At 33.8% G+C, this 16,132-nt stretch carries 15 protein-coding genes; 5 read left to right on the forward strand and 10 right to left on the reverse strand.

Annotation, left to right across the window (positions count from 1 at the left end):
* Positions 1 to 10: 10 nt before the first annotated feature.
* The 6 genes from nqrF to FQU21_RS08085 form a co-directional block, all read right to left on the reverse strand.
* Positions 11 to 1,318 carry an NADH:ubiquinone reductase (Na(+)-transporting) subunit F gene (nqrF, locus tag FQU21_RS08060; RefSeq protein ID WP_147677632.1) on the reverse strand — a complete coding sequence of 436 codons (1,308 nt, stop codon included), beginning with the start codon at positions 1,316 to 1,318 and terminating at the stop codon, positions 11 to 13.
* A 1-nt stretch (position 1,319) separates the two neighbouring features.
* Entirely contained in the window at positions 1,320 to 2,033 is a 714-nt protein-coding gene (gene nqrE / locus FQU21_RS08065; protein ID WP_147677489.1) for an NADH:ubiquinone reductase (Na(+)-transporting) subunit E, read from the reverse strand.
* A 65-nt stretch (positions 2,034 to 2,098) separates the two neighbouring features.
* A complete protein-coding gene (locus FQU21_RS08070; RefSeq protein ID WP_147677490.1) occupies positions 2,099 to 2,746 on the reverse strand; it encodes an NADH:ubiquinone reductase (Na(+)-transporting) subunit D in 648 nt (215 codons plus the stop codon).
* Positions 2,747 to 2,749: 3 nt separating this feature from the next.
* The gene (locus tag FQU21_RS08075) at positions 2,750 to 3,499 is read right to left on the reverse strand and encodes a Na(+)-translocating NADH-quinone reductase subunit C (RefSeq protein ID WP_147677491.1); all 750 of its coding nucleotides are present in this window, start codon (positions 3,497 to 3,499) and stop codon (positions 2,750 to 2,752) included.
* A gap of 2 nt (positions 3,500 to 3,501) precedes the next feature.
* Complete coding sequence (locus tag FQU21_RS08080; protein WP_147677492.1) at positions 3,502 to 4,728, reverse strand: NADH:ubiquinone reductase (Na(+)-transporting) subunit B; 1,227 nt, start codon at positions 4,726 to 4,728, stop codon at positions 3,502 to 3,504.
* Positions 4,728 to 6,080, reverse strand: a complete 1,353-nt coding sequence (locus tag FQU21_RS08085; protein WP_147677493.1) for a Na(+)-translocating NADH-quinone reductase subunit A — start codon at positions 6,078 to 6,080, stop codon at positions 4,728 to 4,730. The genes FQU21_RS08080 and FQU21_RS08085 overlap by 1 nt, the downstream gene beginning before the upstream one ends.
* 168 nt (positions 6,081 to 6,248) lie before the next feature.
* Between FQU21_RS08085 and FQU21_RS08090 the strand changes: the two genes are divergently transcribed.
* Both FQU21_RS08090 and apaG read left to right on the forward strand, forming a co-directional pair.
* Positions 6,249 to 7,499 (forward strand): type IX secretion system plug protein, encoded by a 1,251-nt coding sequence (locus tag FQU21_RS08090; protein ID WP_147677494.1) that lies wholly within the window; start codon positions 6,249 to 6,251, stop codon positions 7,497 to 7,499.
* 131 nt (positions 7,500 to 7,630) lie between these two features.
* Entirely contained in the window at positions 7,631 to 8,017 is a 387-nt protein-coding gene (gene apaG, locus FQU21_RS08095) for a Co2+/Mg2+ efflux protein ApaG (protein ID WP_147677495.1), read from the forward strand.
* Between the two features lie 296 nt (positions 8,018 to 8,313).
* Here apaG and FQU21_RS08100 read toward each other — a convergent pair whose 3' ends face one another.
* Both FQU21_RS08100 and FQU21_RS08105 read right to left on the reverse strand, forming a co-directional pair.
* On the reverse strand, positions 8,314 to 9,498 hold the full coding sequence (locus FQU21_RS08100) for a pyridoxal phosphate-dependent aminotransferase (protein ID WP_147677496.1): 1,185 nt from the start codon (positions 9,496 to 9,498) through the stop codon (positions 8,314 to 8,316).
* Between the two features lie 28 nt (positions 9,499 to 9,526).
* On the reverse strand, positions 9,527 to 10,621 hold the full coding sequence (locus tag FQU21_RS08105; RefSeq protein WP_147677497.1) for a fatty acid desaturase family protein: 1,095 nt from the start codon (positions 10,619 to 10,621) through the stop codon (positions 9,527 to 9,529).
* 144 nt (positions 10,622 to 10,765) lie between these two features.
* Between FQU21_RS08105 and rsmG the strand changes: the two genes are divergently transcribed.
* Positions 10,766 to 11,395 carry a 16S rRNA (guanine(527)-N(7))-methyltransferase RsmG gene (gene rsmG, locus FQU21_RS08110; RefSeq protein WP_147677498.1) on the forward strand — a complete coding sequence of 210 codons (630 nt, stop codon included), beginning with the start codon at positions 10,766 to 10,768 and terminating at the stop codon, positions 11,393 to 11,395.
* A 1-nt stretch (position 11,396) separates the two neighbouring features.
* Here rsmG and FQU21_RS08115 read toward each other — a convergent pair whose 3' ends face one another.
* A complete protein-coding gene (locus FQU21_RS08115) occupies positions 11,397 to 12,356 on the reverse strand; it encodes a tetratricopeptide repeat protein (protein WP_147677499.1) in 960 nt (319 codons plus the stop codon).
* A gap of 271 nt (positions 12,357 to 12,627) precedes the next feature.
* On the opposite strand from FQU21_RS08115, the gene uvrB reads away from it, so the two are divergent.
* Complete coding sequence (gene uvrB / locus FQU21_RS08120; protein WP_147677500.1) at positions 12,628 to 14,631, forward strand: excinuclease ABC subunit UvrB; 2,004 nt, start codon at positions 12,628 to 12,630, stop codon at positions 14,629 to 14,631.
* A gap of 145 nt (positions 14,632 to 14,776) precedes the next feature.
* A complete protein-coding gene (locus FQU21_RS08125; RefSeq protein ID WP_147677501.1) occupies positions 14,777 to 15,031 on the forward strand; it encodes a DUF1456 family protein in 255 nt (84 codons plus the stop codon).
* A gap of 39 nt (positions 15,032 to 15,070) precedes the next feature.
* On the opposite strand, the gene FQU21_RS08130 is transcribed toward FQU21_RS08125, so the two are convergent.
* Positions 15,071 to 16,045 carry an FKBP-type peptidyl-prolyl cis-trans isomerase gene (locus FQU21_RS08130; RefSeq protein ID WP_147677502.1) on the reverse strand — a complete coding sequence of 325 codons (975 nt, stop codon included), beginning with the start codon at positions 16,043 to 16,045 and terminating at the stop codon, positions 15,071 to 15,073.
* Between the last annotated feature and the right edge of the window lie 87 nt (positions 16,046 to 16,132).

Here is a 16,132-nt window from a genome sequence, read left to right on the forward strand (position 1 = left end):
TACATTTAGATTATCCTCCGAAATCATCAAATCTAATATGTTCATCAGGGATTCCAAAATCTTCTCCCATTTTTTGAACCGCTTTATTCATTAATGGAGGCCCACAAAAGTATAATTCTATATCTTCTGGAGATTCATGCTTACTTAAATAGTTATCGATAACACAATTATGAATAAATCCTACAAAACCATCACCTGGTGAATCGATATCCTTTTTTACTTTCCAATTATCTTCCTCTAAAGGTTCAGATAGTGCTAGGTAAAACTTAAAGTTTGGAAATTCTTTTTCTAACTCATAAAAATGCTCTAAATAGAATAACTCACGTTTAGAACGTCCACCATACCAATAAGTTACTTTACGACCTGTTTTTAAGGTTTTGAATAAGTGATATAAATGAGAGCGCATTGGAGCCATACCTGCACCACCGCCAACATAAAGCATTTCGCTATCCGACTCATTGATGAAGAATTCACCGTAAGGTCCAGAAATAGTTACTTTATCTCCAGGTTTTTGGTTAAAAATATAAGAAGAAGCTATACCTGGATTTACATCCATCCATCCGCCTTTAGCGCGATCGAACGGCGGACAAGCCACACGTACGTTTAACATAATTTCACGCCCTTCTGCTGGGTAAGAAGCCATAGAATAAGCTCTTTCAACAGTTTCGGTGTTTTTCATCACTAAAGGCCAAAGTTTAAACTTGTCCCATTCTGCTTGAAATTTATCTGGTGTTTCGTGTTCTTCAGGGTGCGCCGTAATATCCATATCTGAATATTTAACTTCACATGGTGGAATTTCAATTTGAATATATCCACCTGCTTTGTATCCCATATCCTCTGGAATTTCAACAACGAACTCTTTAATAAACGAAGCTACGTTGTAGTTACGAACCACAACAGCTTCCCATTTCTTAATTCCAAATACTTCTTCTGGAATCGTGATGTCCATGTCTTGCTTCACTTTAACTTGACAAGCTAAACGTGCACCATGTTGTAATTCTTTTCTTGTAAAATGAGGTACTTCTGTTGGTAAAGCTTCCCCGCCTCCAGAATTTACATGACATTCACATTGAATACAAGTTCCACCACCACCACAGGCAGATGGTAAGAATATTTTAGCGTTTCCTAATGTAGAAAGTAAACTTCCTCCAGAGGCCACTTCAATCTCTTTTTCACCATTAATGGTAATCTTTACAGGTCCCGATGGTGATAATTTTTGTTTTACAACTAATAATAAACCAACGAGTAAAAGCGTAATAATTAAAAAAGCAATTACTGTTACTACTATTGTTCCTGTTGTACTTGCGGCTAATATCATATTACTCATTTACTTTTATGTTGTTAGCTAACACTTCTTTGTTGTCTTTTTTGGAATCTACTTTTGCAGTTTTCTCTTCTTTAGGAGCTTCTTCGTCACCTCCTGTTAACATACCGCCAAAACTCATAAACCCAATCGCCATAAGTCCTGTAATGATAAATGTAATTCCTAAACCTCTTAATGCTGGTGGCACATTTGAATATCTAATTTTTTCACGAATAGCTGCAATGGCTAAAATGGCTAAAAACCATCCAATACCAGAGCCTATTCCGTATGTTGTAGCTAAACCTAAAGTAGGTATTTCACGAGATTGCATAAATAACGACCCTCCTAAAATGGCACAGTTTACAGCAATTAATGGTAAAAATATACCTAAGGAATTGTATGATGATGGTGAAAATTTTTCAACCACAATTTCTACTAATTGTACCATGGTCGCAATTGTTGCAATAAACATGATAAACGAAAGGAAACTTAAATCGTAACTTGCATACTCTTCACCTAACCAAGATAAGGCTCCTGGCTGTAATAAATACTGATCCAACAACCAGTTTAAAGGCACTGTTATTGCCAATACAAAAATTACAGCTGCACCTAAACCAACAGCTGTACTTACTTTTTTAGATACCGCCAGGTAAGAACACATTCCTAAGAACGTAGCAAATACCATGTTGTCGATAAATATTGATTTAAAAAATAACTCTATATGTTCCATATTTCTTTAGTTATTAGTTATGTATTTTGATTACCAAAAAAGCAATCACCAACAATAACTCAATTTTAATGATCCTCTATTAATGCTGTGTTTTTAGTACGTTGAATCCAAATGATAATACCGACTACAATTAAAGCCATTGGCGATAATAACATAAAACCATTATTTTCATAACCTATAGCGTATAATCCAGTTTTTTCAATAGGGTCTCCTAAAACTTTAAATCCTAATAAAGTTCCAGAACCTAAAAGCTCTCTAAAGAACCCTACTATAATAAGAATTAAGCCGTAACCTGCAGCATTACCAATACCATCAAGAAAAGATCTCCAAGGTTTGTTAGCTAAAGCAAAAGCCTCAAAACGGCCCATAATGATACAGTTTGTAATAATTAAACCTACAAATACAGAAAGGGTTTTACTTAACTCGTAAGCAAACGCTTTTAATACTTGATCTACAATAATTACTAGAGCAGCAACAACGACTAATTGTACAATAATTCTAATTTTTGAAGGAATAATGTTTCTCATTAAAGAGATAACAACGTTCCCTATTGCTAAAACAGCCATTACTGAAACAGCCATTACAATAGATGCTTTTAACTCTGCAGTAATTGCTAAAGCAGAACATATACCAAGAACCTGAATAGTAATTGGATTATTATCCGCTAATGGATCGGTGATTAACTTGGCGTCTTTTTTTGATAAAAGTCCCATAAATTAATTATTTTTTAAATTTTTGAAGAACGGTACGTAAAGCTTTAAATCGCTTTTTATCATGGCAGCAACACCATTACCAGTAATGGTTGCTCCTGCAATAGCATCGACTTCGTTATCTGTTTTATCTTCGTTTTTTGGATCGGCATTGCTTTTAGAAACATCAATTCCTTTAAAGTTATTTGAAGCATCTAATAAGTGTTCACCAATAAAGTCGTCCATAAAGAAACGTTGCTTAATATTTGCACCCAATCCAGGGGTTTCTCCTTTATGATCGAAATATGCGCCTTGAATCACCATATTTTCGTCCATAGCTACATAGGCCCAAATAGCATCCCAAAGCCCTTTTCCTCTAATAGGAGCTATATAAAATGTTTTACCATCCTTTTCTCCTTCTAATAAAGGTAAACGTCGTGCTTTTCCTGATTTAGCATTGGCTTGTTCTTTTTTTACATCAATTAAATAAGCTTCGTCATCTTCGGTTACTTTACCATCTTGAATAACCAATTGCTTTTTTATGTATTTTTTAAATAACTCAGGCGCCTTATCTGTTGAAACAAAATTAGCACTAGTTTCGTCATTTTCGTTTACGCCCATAGCATACAAAATGTTTTGTTGCTTTTCTAGACGTTTATTTTCGGCTATATTTGGTTTTAAAGAAGATGCCGTAAAAGCCAATAATGAACCTACAATTAACACCATAACAATGGCAAAAATTATAGTATATGAATTTTTATCTGTTCTATTTTCCATCGTTATGCAACTTTAGCTTTTAAACGTTTCATTCTTTTCTTTACATTTCCTTGAACCACATAATGGTCAATTGTTGGAGCAAACACATTCATTAATAGAATAGCTAACATAACACCTTCTGGATATGCAGGATTAAATACACGAATCATAATAGAAATAAACCCTACTAAGAATCCATAAATCCATTTTCCTTTCGTGGTTTGCGATGCAGTAACAGGATCTGTAGCCATAAATACAGTACCAAAAGCAAACCCACCAATTAATAAGTGATGCCAAAATTCTGTACTCATTAAACCATAAAACTTACTTGTTTCTGTAATCCAACCAGAACTAACTACACCATTAAATATTAAGCCCATTACTAAGGCACCAACACATGATGATAACATAATTCTCCAACTTCCAATTTTAGAAAAAACTAAAAACAATCCTCCTAAAATTATAAGCAATGTAGACGTTTCACCAACTGAGCCAGGAATAAAACCTAAGAACATATCGGCAACCGAATGGGTCATTTCTTTTCCTTGTGCTAAAGTACCTAGGATTGTTTCGCCAGAAATGGCGTCTAAGTTTGCTCCTGCAGCAATTTCTTTAGTTCTTTCAACAGCACCTTCTACCCAAACTTTATCTCCAGACATCCAAGTAGGATATGCAAAGAATAAAAAGGCTCTAATAGTTAATGCAGGATTAAGAATGTTCATCCCTGTTCCCCCAAAAACTTCTTTTCCTATAACAACACCAAAAATAACGGCAACGGCTAACATCCATAATGGAATGTCTACAGGTACAATTAAAGGCACTAGCATACCTGTAACTAAATATCCCTCTTCAACTTCGTGTCCTTTTATTACAGCAAAAATAAATTCGATGGCTAAACCAACACCGTAAGACACAATGACCAATGGAATAATTTTCCAGAATCCAATCATGAAGTTATCTAAAGTCCAAAATTCAGGACTAAAAAAACCTGAAGTTACTGCTTGAATTTCTCCAACCTGTAAGTTATGTTGGTAACCCGCATTAAACATACCAAACAATAAACATGGCACCATAGCCATAATTACTGTATTCATAGTACGTTTTAAATCGTCGGCTGCTTTTATATGAGTTCCATTATGTGTGGTCTCATCTGGCAAGTATAAAAAGGTATGGATTGCATTAAATGCAGGCGCCATTTTAGTTCCTTTATACTTTTGTTTTAAGTTATGTAAATTATTTTTTAAACCCATTATCCTATCTCTTTAAGCATTAAGTCTAAACCTTCTCTAATAATTTTCTGATGTGGTTGTTTAGATACACATACAAACTCGGTTAAAGCAAAATCTTCTGGTGCCACTTCATACATTCCTAAAGCTTCCATTTCATCTAAATCTTTATACATGCAAGCTTTTAAAATTTGCATTGGATAAATATCTAAAGGAAAAACTTCTTCGTAAACACCTGTAGTAACAAAAGCACGATGCTCACCATTTGTATTGGTGTTTAAATCGTATTTTTTGTTTTTGCTTAACCATGAGAATGTCATAGCTCTAGAAGTAGAAATTTTATTAAATACAGGCTTATTCCATCCAAAAAACTCATAATCATCACCTTCAGGAATTACAGATACCACATTGCTGTAGTAATCTAAATTCCCATCGGGTTGTACTTGTTTCCCAGACAATACATTTCCAGAAATTATACGGCTATTCGCATCTTTCGAGACACCTTTATCATAAATTATAGTAGAAATTTCGCTACCGATTATGGTTTTAAAATATCTTGGTTTTTCAACAGAAGATCCAACTAAAGCTACAGTACGTTCCGCATTAAACTTTCCTGTTAATAAAAGCTCCCCAATAATAACTAAGTCTTGAGCATTTACTGTCCAAACCACTTCACCTTTATTTACCGGATTAACTTTATTAATAAGTGTTCCCACATTCCCAGAAGGGTGTGGTCCAGAAACGTTATGAATAGTAGCACCCGCTAAACCAGAAAAAGGAGAACTAGATGTACCAACCGAAATATGCACAGCACCTTCTGTAAGTTTCCCTAATGCCGTTACTGCTGCTTGCAATTCAGCTTCTTTACCTTTAAGCGTAAAATCTAAATCGGCCGCCAATGGTGCACTAGCATAACCCGAAATAAATATCGCTTTTGGCGACCTATCCGGATTTGCAATCACATCATACGGACGTTGTTTTACAAACGGCCAGCATCCTGATGCTAACAAATGGGCTTTTACTGATTCCGCAGTAGCATTACTTAAATTAAAAACTCCTGAATCTGCAAAAACTTGCGATTTATCAGCTTCAATTTTAATAGCATCTATGCGTCTTTTTGGTCCACGTTGTATCTCAATAACTTTCCCTGAAACTGGTGATGCGAACATTACCGATTCCTGAGATTTATCATAAAACAAAGTCTCTCCAGCTTTTACTGTAGTACCTTCTTTTGCAACAAGTTTTGGAATTACGCCGTGAAAATCCTCTGGCCTTATGGTGCAGTAGTTGCTAATAACAGCTTTTTCAACTGTTTTATCAGCTTCACCTATAAGTTTAATGTCCAGACCTTTTTTAATACGGATGTCGTTTGACATATTTATTTTTATTGAAATTAGTTGTCTAAAAATCGGGGCAAAAATACAAATAATTACGTATAAATTTCATTGAAAAAAGAGCTTATATTTTATTTATATTAATTCTAAATAGATAAAATTAATAAGGCATGAATTTTGTTTATATTTACACATAAAATTTTCTTAAATATGCATTCTAAAGCCTTAAAATTGCTTATTCTTCTACTTTTCCCTTTTCTAAGCCATTCTCAAATAGAAGAAATAAATCCTCCCGATTATATAAAAACCATCAACTTTAAAAGCAATACCCCCGAAACACAATTACCGATTTTATCCCTAGGATCTGAAATTGTTTTAGAATTCGATGCCCTAAATGGTGACGAAGAAGATTTCTACTATAAAATTAATTATTTTAATTTCGATTGGACCCCGTCTTCTTTAATAAAATCGGAATTTCTAAATGGCTTCGATAATCAACGCATTCGAGATTACGAAAACTCATTTAACACCTATCAAATATATTCCCATTACAAACTAACCATCCCAAATCAATTTACAAAGGGATTAAAAGTTTCCGGAAATTATATCATTTCTGTTTTTAACGATGACGATGAACTGGTTTTCTCAAGAAAATTCATGATTTATGAAGATAAAACTACGGTAGCCGTAAACGTTAAACGTTCTAGAAACATTGAATTTATAGATAAAAAACAGCGCATAGAACTTACAATTAACCCAAAAAACTTTCAGTTAAACAATCCGAAACAAACCGTAAAAACAGTTATTATTCAAAATAACAATTTACGAAACGCCATAACCAACATAAAACCTCAATACACTATCGGTAGCGAACTTATTTATAAATACGATAGCGAAACCAGTTTTTGGGCCGACAACGAGTTTCTGTTTTTTGAAAACAAAGATGTTCGTGCCGCCAATACTGGCATTCAATTTATCGATTTAAAAGATTTATATCATAATTATTTGTTTACCAATACCGAACGTGCCAGCAAACCCTATACTTACAATCCCGATATTAATGGAAACTACCTTATTACCAATGTAGACGCAGACGACCCCAGTATTGAAGCCGATTATGTTTGGATGCATTTTTCTTTACTTGGTAACAACCATTTAACCAATAAAAACGTACATATATACGGAAACTTTAATAATTACGCCATAGACAACAGCACCCGAATGATTTTTGACGAAAAAAATAACCGCTTTGTAAATACATTACTCCTAAAACAAGGATTTTACAACTATAAATACATTGTAGTTAACGACAACGGTAGCATAGACCACGGCGCCATAAGCGGTAACTTCTGGCAAACCGAAAACAACTATAAAGTACTTGTATATTACCGCGAATTAGGAGCCCGTTACGACAGAATCATCGGTTTAGGCGAAGCCAGTTCTGTGAATATCACAAATTAAACCCTAAACTTTATTAAATTTATAAAAAAAAAGAGCTCAAATACCATTCAATTAATTCCACCTTCAAACCTATTAAATTATACCGCTAACTACTTAACATTTATTATTTTAGTCTTATAAATAGCTTACTTATGGTACAACAAGTTACATCTGGCATAAAAATTTCGGTAGCAACAAACTACGAAGGCTCATTTTATAGAAACCTAAAAATGCAATACGCCTTTGCATATACCGTAACCATAGAAAACCAAAGTAAAGATGTCGTACAACTCTATGCGCGCTATTGGAAAATTCTCGATGCCCTAAACAGCACAGAAACCGTAGTTGGCGAAGGCGTTGTTGGCGAAAAACCAGTTTTAAACCCGGGAGAATCTCACACATACACCTCAGGCTGTCTACTCGCCTCCCCTTTTGGCGCCATGCAAGGCTATTATAATATGGTAAATTTTACCACTACAACACAATTTAAAGTTAACATCCCTACCTTTAAATTAAGCGCCGCTTTTGCTATTAATTAATTTAAGAATGTATTTGATTTGGGCGTTACCCAAGGGTCGGGCTTTCCGCTATATCTTTTTTGCGCAATAAAAGTCCTTCTTTTTAACAAAAACCCGCTAAAACCCTAATTTTATTACCTTCAATAAAATAAAATCCAACACAAAAAAGGATGCCGCATCAATCCCTAACGCGGGTATTTGCCATAGTATTTTCTAAAGCTAAAACCAGTATAATCTACCCAATTTCAGTATAAAAAAATCCTTCAGATTAAAAAACCTGAAGGATCTATGATTATAATTTCTATATTCTAAAAAATTTAGCTTACCGCTTCCTTAATACGCTTAATCGCTTCAATAATTTGCTCTTGAGACGCTGCGTAAGAAATACGAATACAATTAGGGTTACCAAAAGCTTCACCTGTTACAGTGGCTACTAATGCTTCTTCTAATAAGTATAAAGAAAAATCGGTTGCATTATTTATTTTCGTTCCTCTTAACGTTTTTCCGAAGTAATAAGAGACATCTGGAAACACATAAAAAGCACCTTCTGGCGTGTTTGAGTTAAAACCTTCAACATCGCTCAATAAATCTAAAACTAAATCACGACGCACTTTAAACTCGTCGATCATATATTTAACAGCACTTGGCTCTGCATTTAAAGCTGTAATTACAGCACGTTGTGCAATACAGTTAGCACCACTAGTAATTTGACCTTGCATTTTGTTACATGCACGAGCTATTTTTTCTGGAGCACCAATAAATCCAATACGCCATCCCGTCATAGCAAATGCTTTAGACACACCATTTACGGTAATCGTGTTATTATACATATCGTCAAATTCTGCAATACTTGCGTGTCCAGAACCGTAGTTAATATGCTCGTAAATCTCATCAGAAACCACATAAATATTAGGATATTTAACCAATACATCGGCCAAACCTCTTAATTCTTCTTTACTATAAACCGATCCACTTGGGTTACAAGGCGAACTAAACCACATCATTTTGGTTTTTGGCGTAATAGCCGCTTCCAATTGTGCTGGTGTCATTTTAAAATCTGTATCAATCGATGTTGCAACCTCTACCGGTACACCACCGTTTAATTTTACAATATCAGAATAACTTACCCAGTAAGGACATGGTAAAATAACTTCATCACCATCATTTAACATCACACTTGCTATGTTTGCCAAACATTGTTTAGCTCCCGTAGAAACAACAATTTGTGGTAACGTATAAGTTAAATTATTATCACGTTTAAATTTTTTAATAACTGCTTCTTTTAATTCTACATAACCATCTACTGGCGTGTAAGAATTGTAGTTATCATTTACAGCCTGAATTGCTGCATCTTTAATAAAATCTGGTGTATTAAAATCTGGTTCCCCAAGACTTAAACCAATTATGTCTTTGCCTTCGCCTCTTAATTCGCGCGCTTTGGCTGCCATAGCTAACGTTGCAGACGTAGCCATGTTTAAAATTCTATCAGATAGTAATTGCATGAAATTTGTTTATAAGTAAATATGTAGTTTATGCTAAATTAGGATTTTTCCCTAGCACTTTTAATTGATTATAATGTTCTGAAACAGCTTTCCAAAATGTATTGTATTCATTATATGGTAAACTGAATTCGTTTGCGGTTTCTTTAACTATTTTTGCTATTTTACTATAATGCACATGGCTAATATTAGCAAATAAATGGTGCTCTACCTGTCTATTTAACCCACCTGTATAAAACTCGGCCAACCAGCTTCTAGGAGAAAAATTACAAGTTGTAAATAATTGATGAATAGCCCAAGTATTTTTCATATTGCCATCTTCGTCTGGTAAAGGCATATCTGTACTAGGTACTACGTGTGCCAATTGAAAAACAACACTTAAAATGATTCCGGCTGTATAGTGCATAATAATAAAACCAATTAAAACTTGCCACCAAGTAAAACCAACGACTAACGGTAAGGCCACCCAAAGTGAATAATACACAATTTTACCAATAATAAGCTTCGTCCATTGTGTAGCTGGATGTGGCAATTTACCATAGGCTAATTTACGTTTTAAATAGTGGTACGTTTGTATAAAATCGGTTGTAATTGCCCAGTTTGCTGTTAAAAGTCCATATAAAAAGAAGGCGTAATACTTTTGGTATTGGTGAATTTTAAACCACTTGGCATGTTTTGAAAAACGAATAATTCGTCCGGCATCAATATCCTCATCATGTCCTTGAATATTCGTGTATGTATGGTGCAACACATTATGCTGTACTTTCCAATTGTAATCGTTACCAGCTAAAATATAAATGCTGCTTCCCATTAATTTATTCACCCACTTTTTACTAGAAAAAGAACCGTGGTTGGCATCGTGCATCACATTCATGCCTACGCCAGCCATACCAATTCCTACAACTACCATGCATAAAGCTTGTAGCCATCCAGACATTGGAACGGTTAAAATCAAGACTGCCGGAACAATTAATAAAGCAAACATAATAATGGCTTTAATATATAATTTCCAGTTTCCTGTGCGTTTTATGTTATTTTCCTTAAAGTAATCGTTAACCCGTTTATTTAACGTTTTAAAAAACTTTGCAGGATCCTTTCTCGAAAAGGATACGGTTTGTTTTGTCATGCTATTAATTTTAATATGATTTCTAAAATAATTATTTTTGATCATACCTGTCTGCAAATATATGAATAAAGCCATTTAAGTATTCCCAATTTTTTGTAAAATTATGTAGTTAAAAAGCATATTTTTGTTGAAAATTTAACAGAAATGAAACTGCTTTTAAAATACTTTCCCGACTTAACCGAGAATCAAATTGAAAAATTCACGCTTTTAGAAAGCCTATATCAAGATTGGAATCTAAAAATAAACGTGGTGTCTCGTAAAGATATTGATGAATTGTATTTACGCCATGTACTACATTCCTTAGGAATAGCCAAAGTGATTCAATTTAAAGATGGAAGTAAAATTTTAGACGTTGGAACAGGTGGCGGATTTCCTGGAATTCCTTTAGCTATAATGTTTCCCGAATGCTCATTTCATTTAGTAGATAGTATTGCTAAAAAACTAAAAGTAGTAAACGAAGTGGTTGAAGGTTTAGGCTTAACTAACGTAAAAACCACACATAGCCGTGTTGAAGAGACTAATGGAACCTACGATTTTATTGTAAGTCGTGCTGTTGCTGCCATGCCTACTTTTGTTCATTGGGTAAAAGGTAAAATTGCAAAAGAACAAAACCACGAGCTTAAAAATGGGATTATCTATTTAAAAGGAGGCGATTTAACAGAAGAGCTTAAAGATTACAGAACGACTACGATTTACAATCTATCCGACTTTTTTGAGGAGGATTTTTACGAAACAAAAAAAGTAGTGCATTTACCTTTAAAATATCGCGGATAGTTTATAATTGCTCCAGTTTTTTTAACATTTCCGTAAAGAAATACAACTGATTTTTATACCAAAAAGTGTTTTCATACGCTTGAACACCTGTTGCTGTGTTTTCATTCGTTTTAAGGATATGACTTGCTTTTTCAAAATATATTTTAGCCTGTGCAAAATTATTTAGCCGATAATACGTCATTGAAATACCAAGCATCGCATCAAAATCTAAAGCATCAAATTCTAATGCCGTTTCAAAATCTGGAATGGCATTTTTATATTTCCCTAAAAGCAAATGGGTTACTCCGCGATAAAAATAAGCAAAACTATTTTTATCATTTAGCCTTATAGTTCTGTCAAAATCATTTTTTGCTTTCTTATAATAATTTATCCCCAGTAAAAACACCCCTCGATTATAATAGGTATTTGCAGAAGGATTTGTAAACACAGCTAACGAATAATCTTTTGCCGCTAATTTATATTCTTCTAGCTGCTCATAACTCATCCCACGTAACGTATAAGCTTTAGGATAATAAGCATCTATTTCTAAAAGTTGCGTAAAAACAGTTATAGCTTCGGTATAATTACCTAAATCGAAATTCGCACATCCTAAACTATAAATAGCATCTATAAATAGCGGGTCCAATTTAATAGCTTCTTTATAATCGGCCTTGGCGCCTTCAAAATCCTCAATACTATATCTCGCATTTCCTCTATTAAAAAAAGTATCGGCATCGGGTTCAGATAGGATTATTTTAGAATAATCTACAATAGCTCCAGAAAAATCACCGATGTCATTTTTAGCTATACCTCGATAAAAATAAGCATCTAATTTATCAGAATCTAAATCTATTACCTGATTTAAAAGTGCTATTCTTTCTGTTAAATCCTCAGTTTTTAAAGCTTGTCTAAAATATTTATTGGCTTGCCCAAATAGTAAAACTGGTAGCACAATAAAAATTAAGGTGGTATGTTTTTTCATAATATGAATCGAACAATTAATATGCCGTTTTATAAAAATATCTATTTTTTTTACAAAAGGTCATTATTTTAACTCCAAATTTACAAATAAAAACCTTTTCAGTTTTTAGATAAAAATGAGATTATTTAAAAGTTATTTTAGAATTTAATTCCAGATTAATTCACACAAAAACTGAACCAAAAATTAATACGATTAAAAGAATATTTTAAACCATTAACCATTTGAAATTGCTTTAAAACAATAACACATTTATTTTGCTTAGTTTTGTAATATGAAGTTTAAAATTGAATCTGAATTTAAGCCCACCGGCGACCAACCCAATGCAATTAAGCAATTAACAACGGGTTTAAATGCCGATGAAAAATATCAAACTTTATTAGGGGTTACGGGTTCCGGAAAAACCTTTACTGTTGCTAATGTTATTGAAAATGTACAACGGCCAACTTTAATTTTAGCACACAATAAAACCTTAGCCGCTCAATTATATTCTGAATTCAAACAATTTTTCCCGAATAATGCGGTAGAGTATTTTGTTTCTTACTACGACTATTACCAACCCGAAGCATATATTCCGGTTTCCGGAGTTTATATTGAAAAAGATTTATCTATAAATGAAGAAATAGAAAAAATGCGTTTAAGCGCTACTTCCGCCCTACTTTCTGGTCGTCGTGATGTTATCGTGATTGCTTCGGTTTCTTGCATTTATGGTATTGGGAATCCTGTGGAATTTCAGAAAAACGTGATTTCGTTAAAACAAGATCAAGAAATTTCACGAACCAAACTCCTTCATAATTTAGTGCAAAGTTTATATTCGAGAACGGAAGCCGATTTTAAACATGGTAACTTCAGAATAAAAGGAGATACCGTCGATATTTTTCCAAGTTATGCCGATGATGCCTTTAGAATTCACTTTTTTGGTGATGAAATTGAAGAAATTGAATCATTCAACATTCAAACGAATGAAATTGTTGAAAAATATGAACAAATTACCATTTACCCGGCCAATATGTTTGTAACATCGCCAGATATTTTACAAAATGCCATTAAAGAAATTCAGGACGATTTAGTAAAACAACACGATTATTTTAAAGAAATAGGCAAACATTTAGAAGCCAAACGCCTTAAAGAACGTACGGAATTCGATTTAGAAATGATTCGAGAATTAGGCTATTGCTCAGGTATTGAAAACTATTCACGGTATTTAGATCGCAGACAACCGGGTACACGCCCCTTCTGTTTGCTGGATTATTTTCCAGATGATTATTTAATGGTGGTTGATGAAAGTCACGTGACCATTTCGCAAGTTCATGCCATGTATGGCGGTGATAGAAGTCGGAAAGAGAATTTAGTTGAATACGGTTTTAGATTACCTGCTGCTATGGATAATAGACCTTTAAAATTTGAAGAGTTTGAAGCCATCCAAAACCAAGTCATTTATGTAAGTGCCACACCGGCGGATTACGAGTTACAAAAAACAGATGGTGTTTATGTAGAGCAAGTCATTCGACCTACCGGATTATTGGACCCTATTATTGAAATCCGACCGAGTTTAAATCAAATTGATGATTTAATTGAAGAAATACAACAGCGCGTTGAAAAAGACGAACGTACTTTAGTAACCACACTTACCAAACGTATGGCAGAAGAATTAACCAAATATTTAGATCGCATTCAAATTCGTTGTCGTTATATCCATAGTGATGTCGATACTTTGGAACGTGTAGAAATTATGCAAGATTTACGTAAAGGCTTATTTGATGTTTTAGTGGGTGTAAACTTGCTGCGTGAAGGTTTAGATTTACCAGAAGTATCGCTGGTTGCTATTTTAGATGCCGATAAAGAAGGTTTTTTACGTTCGGCAAGATCGTTAACACAAACTGTTGGTCGTGCCGCTAGAAACCTAAACGGAAAAGCGATTATGTATGCAGATAAAATGACTAAAAGCATGCAAAAAACCATAGACGAAACCGATTATCGCCGTGAAAAACAAATTGCTTACAATACCAAATTCAATATTACACCAACGGCACTTAATAAAAGTTTAGACAATGTATTGACTCAAAATTCTGTAAGCACCTATAGTTACGAATTAGAAGCCGCAAAAGCAGCTGAACCAGAAAGCGAATATTTAACCAAAGGTGAATTAGAGAAAAAAATAAGAGAAAAACGCAAACTTATGGAAGAAGCCGCAAAAGCCCTGGATTTTTTAGTAGCTGCCAAATTACGAGACGATATTAAAGCCGCTCAAGATAAACTTGAAAAATTAAAAGCTTAAAACAATTTCATGTTTGTTTTAGCTAGCAATACAATTTAAAATACAACGTAATCTTAAATATTAATATCTTAATTTTACATTTAGCAATAAAAAGAACCTGTTTACCCATTTTTTAACCCAAAACACAGTAATTACCATAATAGTTATGACAAACAACGATATTTTCAAAAAACTACGAGTGGCATTACAACTTCGAGACGACGAAATTGTAAAAATATTAGAACTTGTAGATTTCAGAATTTCTAAAAGTGAACTCGGTGCGTTTTTTAGACGAGACGATCATCCGAAATATATGGAATGTGGCGATCAAGTGTTACGTAACTTCCTTAACGGATTAGTGATTCATTTACGAGGCCCGATGCCTAAAAAAGGAGAAAAGAAACCACAAAAAAAGGAGTAGCGATTGGCTACTCCTTTTTTTATATAATAAAATCTAAATTTAGTTATTAGATTCTGTTTCCGTAGGGTCTAAATATTTGGCTATACCATTAGCTCCAATATCATTTGTAGGATCTCCATCTTCATCAATATCTTCATATATTGTAAAAACACCATCGCCGTCATCGTCTGTATCCAAATAATCAGGAGTGCCATCACCATCGGTGTCATCGTCTGTATCATCTTCTAAATCGTCATTATTCACAGTAAATTCACCATCGCCATATAAATCTTCCATATAAGAAGGCACACCATCCAAATCATGATCGCTTACCGTGGTTTGCAGTAAATCGAATTTAAAAACTATAGGGGAATATGATGGAATATCAGAAACAAAATTAGCAAAATACCCCAAACCAGAAGGCACAAACATAACACCTGCCCCATGATTAGTATATGCTATAGTACCATCTGTACTATCGCTAATAGTTTCAGCTGTATTAAAACTTGGCAATACTTTCCCCCAAGCCGGAATTAATGTTGTTAAATCGAAATTCACAGGAGTAACAGCGCTATCAAAAACAGAACCATCTAGTAAAGTTCCCTCGTATCTAACTCTAACATCATCGCAAAAGTGAGGCGATTCTGCACCGCCGCCTTCATTTAAATGTAAAATATAAACAACGTAATCTGTTTCGGCATAAACAACCGATTTCGCTTCCAAAACAAAAGCAGGATCGTCTTCTTCTAATAAATCATTCAATAAAATATGTCCTTCGGGTACAGTAGCATTTTCTGTAAGTTCAGTAATGACTAAATCGCCAATTTTTGGATTACCATTTTCTGCTCCAAAATCACTTGCATTAAAATAATGGTTTTTAAAATATTTTACAAGCGAATCGTTATCTTTTGCTTGTTGTTCTGTTCTATCCTCTAACTCTACAGTCACTATATCGTCTGCATCATCATCCTTCTTGCAGGCCGAAAAAACTAAAACTAAACTTAATATTAAAAAACTTATTTTTCTTAAACTCATTATTGCGTATTTTTGACGCGCAAGATACAATTTTATAAAGAATATATAATCTTGCTTTATAACATTAACGAAGTTTTTACAATAATT

Source organism: Algibacter pacificus, assembly GCF_008033385.1.
GTDB classification, from domain to species: domain Bacteria; phylum Bacteroidota; class Bacteroidia; order Flavobacteriales; family Flavobacteriaceae; genus Algibacter; species Algibacter pacificus.

Bases quoted from the DNA above. Each gene is read 5' to 3' on its own strand.
- nqrF (WP_147677632.1), bottom strand. From the start codon at position 1,318: ATGATATTAGCCGCAAGTACAACAGGAACAATAGTAGTAACAGTAATT.
- nqrE (WP_147677489.1), bottom strand. From the start codon at position 2,033: ATGGAACATATAGAGTTATTTTTTAAATCAATATTTATCGACAACATG.
- FQU21_RS08070 (WP_147677490.1), bottom strand. From the start codon at position 2,746: ATGGGACTTTTATCAAAAAAAGACGCCAAGTTAATCACCGATCCATTA.
- FQU21_RS08075 (WP_147677491.1), bottom strand. From the start codon at position 3,499: ATGGAAAATAGAACAGATAAAAATTCATATACTATAATTTTTGCCATT.
- FQU21_RS08080 (WP_147677492.1), bottom strand. From the start codon at position 4,728: ATGGGTTTAAAAAATAATTTACATAACTTAAAACAAAAGTATAAAGGA.
- FQU21_RS08085 (WP_147677493.1), bottom strand. From the start codon at position 6,080: ATGTCAAACGACATCCGTATTAAAAAAGGTCTGGACATTAAACTTATA.
- FQU21_RS08090 (WP_147677494.1), top strand. From the start codon at position 6,249: ATGCATTCTAAAGCCTTAAAATTGCTTATTCTTCTACTTTTCCCTTTT.
- apaG (WP_147677495.1), top strand. From the start codon at position 7,631: ATGGTACAACAAGTTACATCTGGCATAAAAATTTCGGTAGCAACAAAC.
- FQU21_RS08100 (WP_147677496.1), bottom strand. From the start codon at position 9,498: ATGCAATTACTATCTGATAGAATTTTAAACATGGCTACGTCTGCAACG.
- FQU21_RS08105 (WP_147677497.1), bottom strand. From the start codon at position 10,621: ATGACAAAACAAACCGTATCCTTTTCGAGAAAGGATCCTGCAAAGTTT.
- rsmG (WP_147677498.1), top strand. From the start codon at position 10,766: ATGAAACTGCTTTTAAAATACTTTCCCGACTTAACCGAGAATCAAATT.
- FQU21_RS08115 (WP_147677499.1), bottom strand. From the start codon at position 12,356: ATGAAAAAACATACCACCTTAATTTTTATTGTGCTACCAGTTTTACTA.
- uvrB (WP_147677500.1), top strand. From the start codon at position 12,628: ATGAAGTTTAAAATTGAATCTGAATTTAAGCCCACCGGCGACCAACCC.
- FQU21_RS08125 (WP_147677501.1), top strand. From the start codon at position 14,777: ATGACAAACAACGATATTTTCAAAAAACTACGAGTGGCATTACAACTT.
- FQU21_RS08130 (WP_147677502.1), bottom strand. From the start codon at position 16,045: ATGAGTTTAAGAAAAATAAGTTTTTTAATATTAAGTTTAGTTTTAGTT.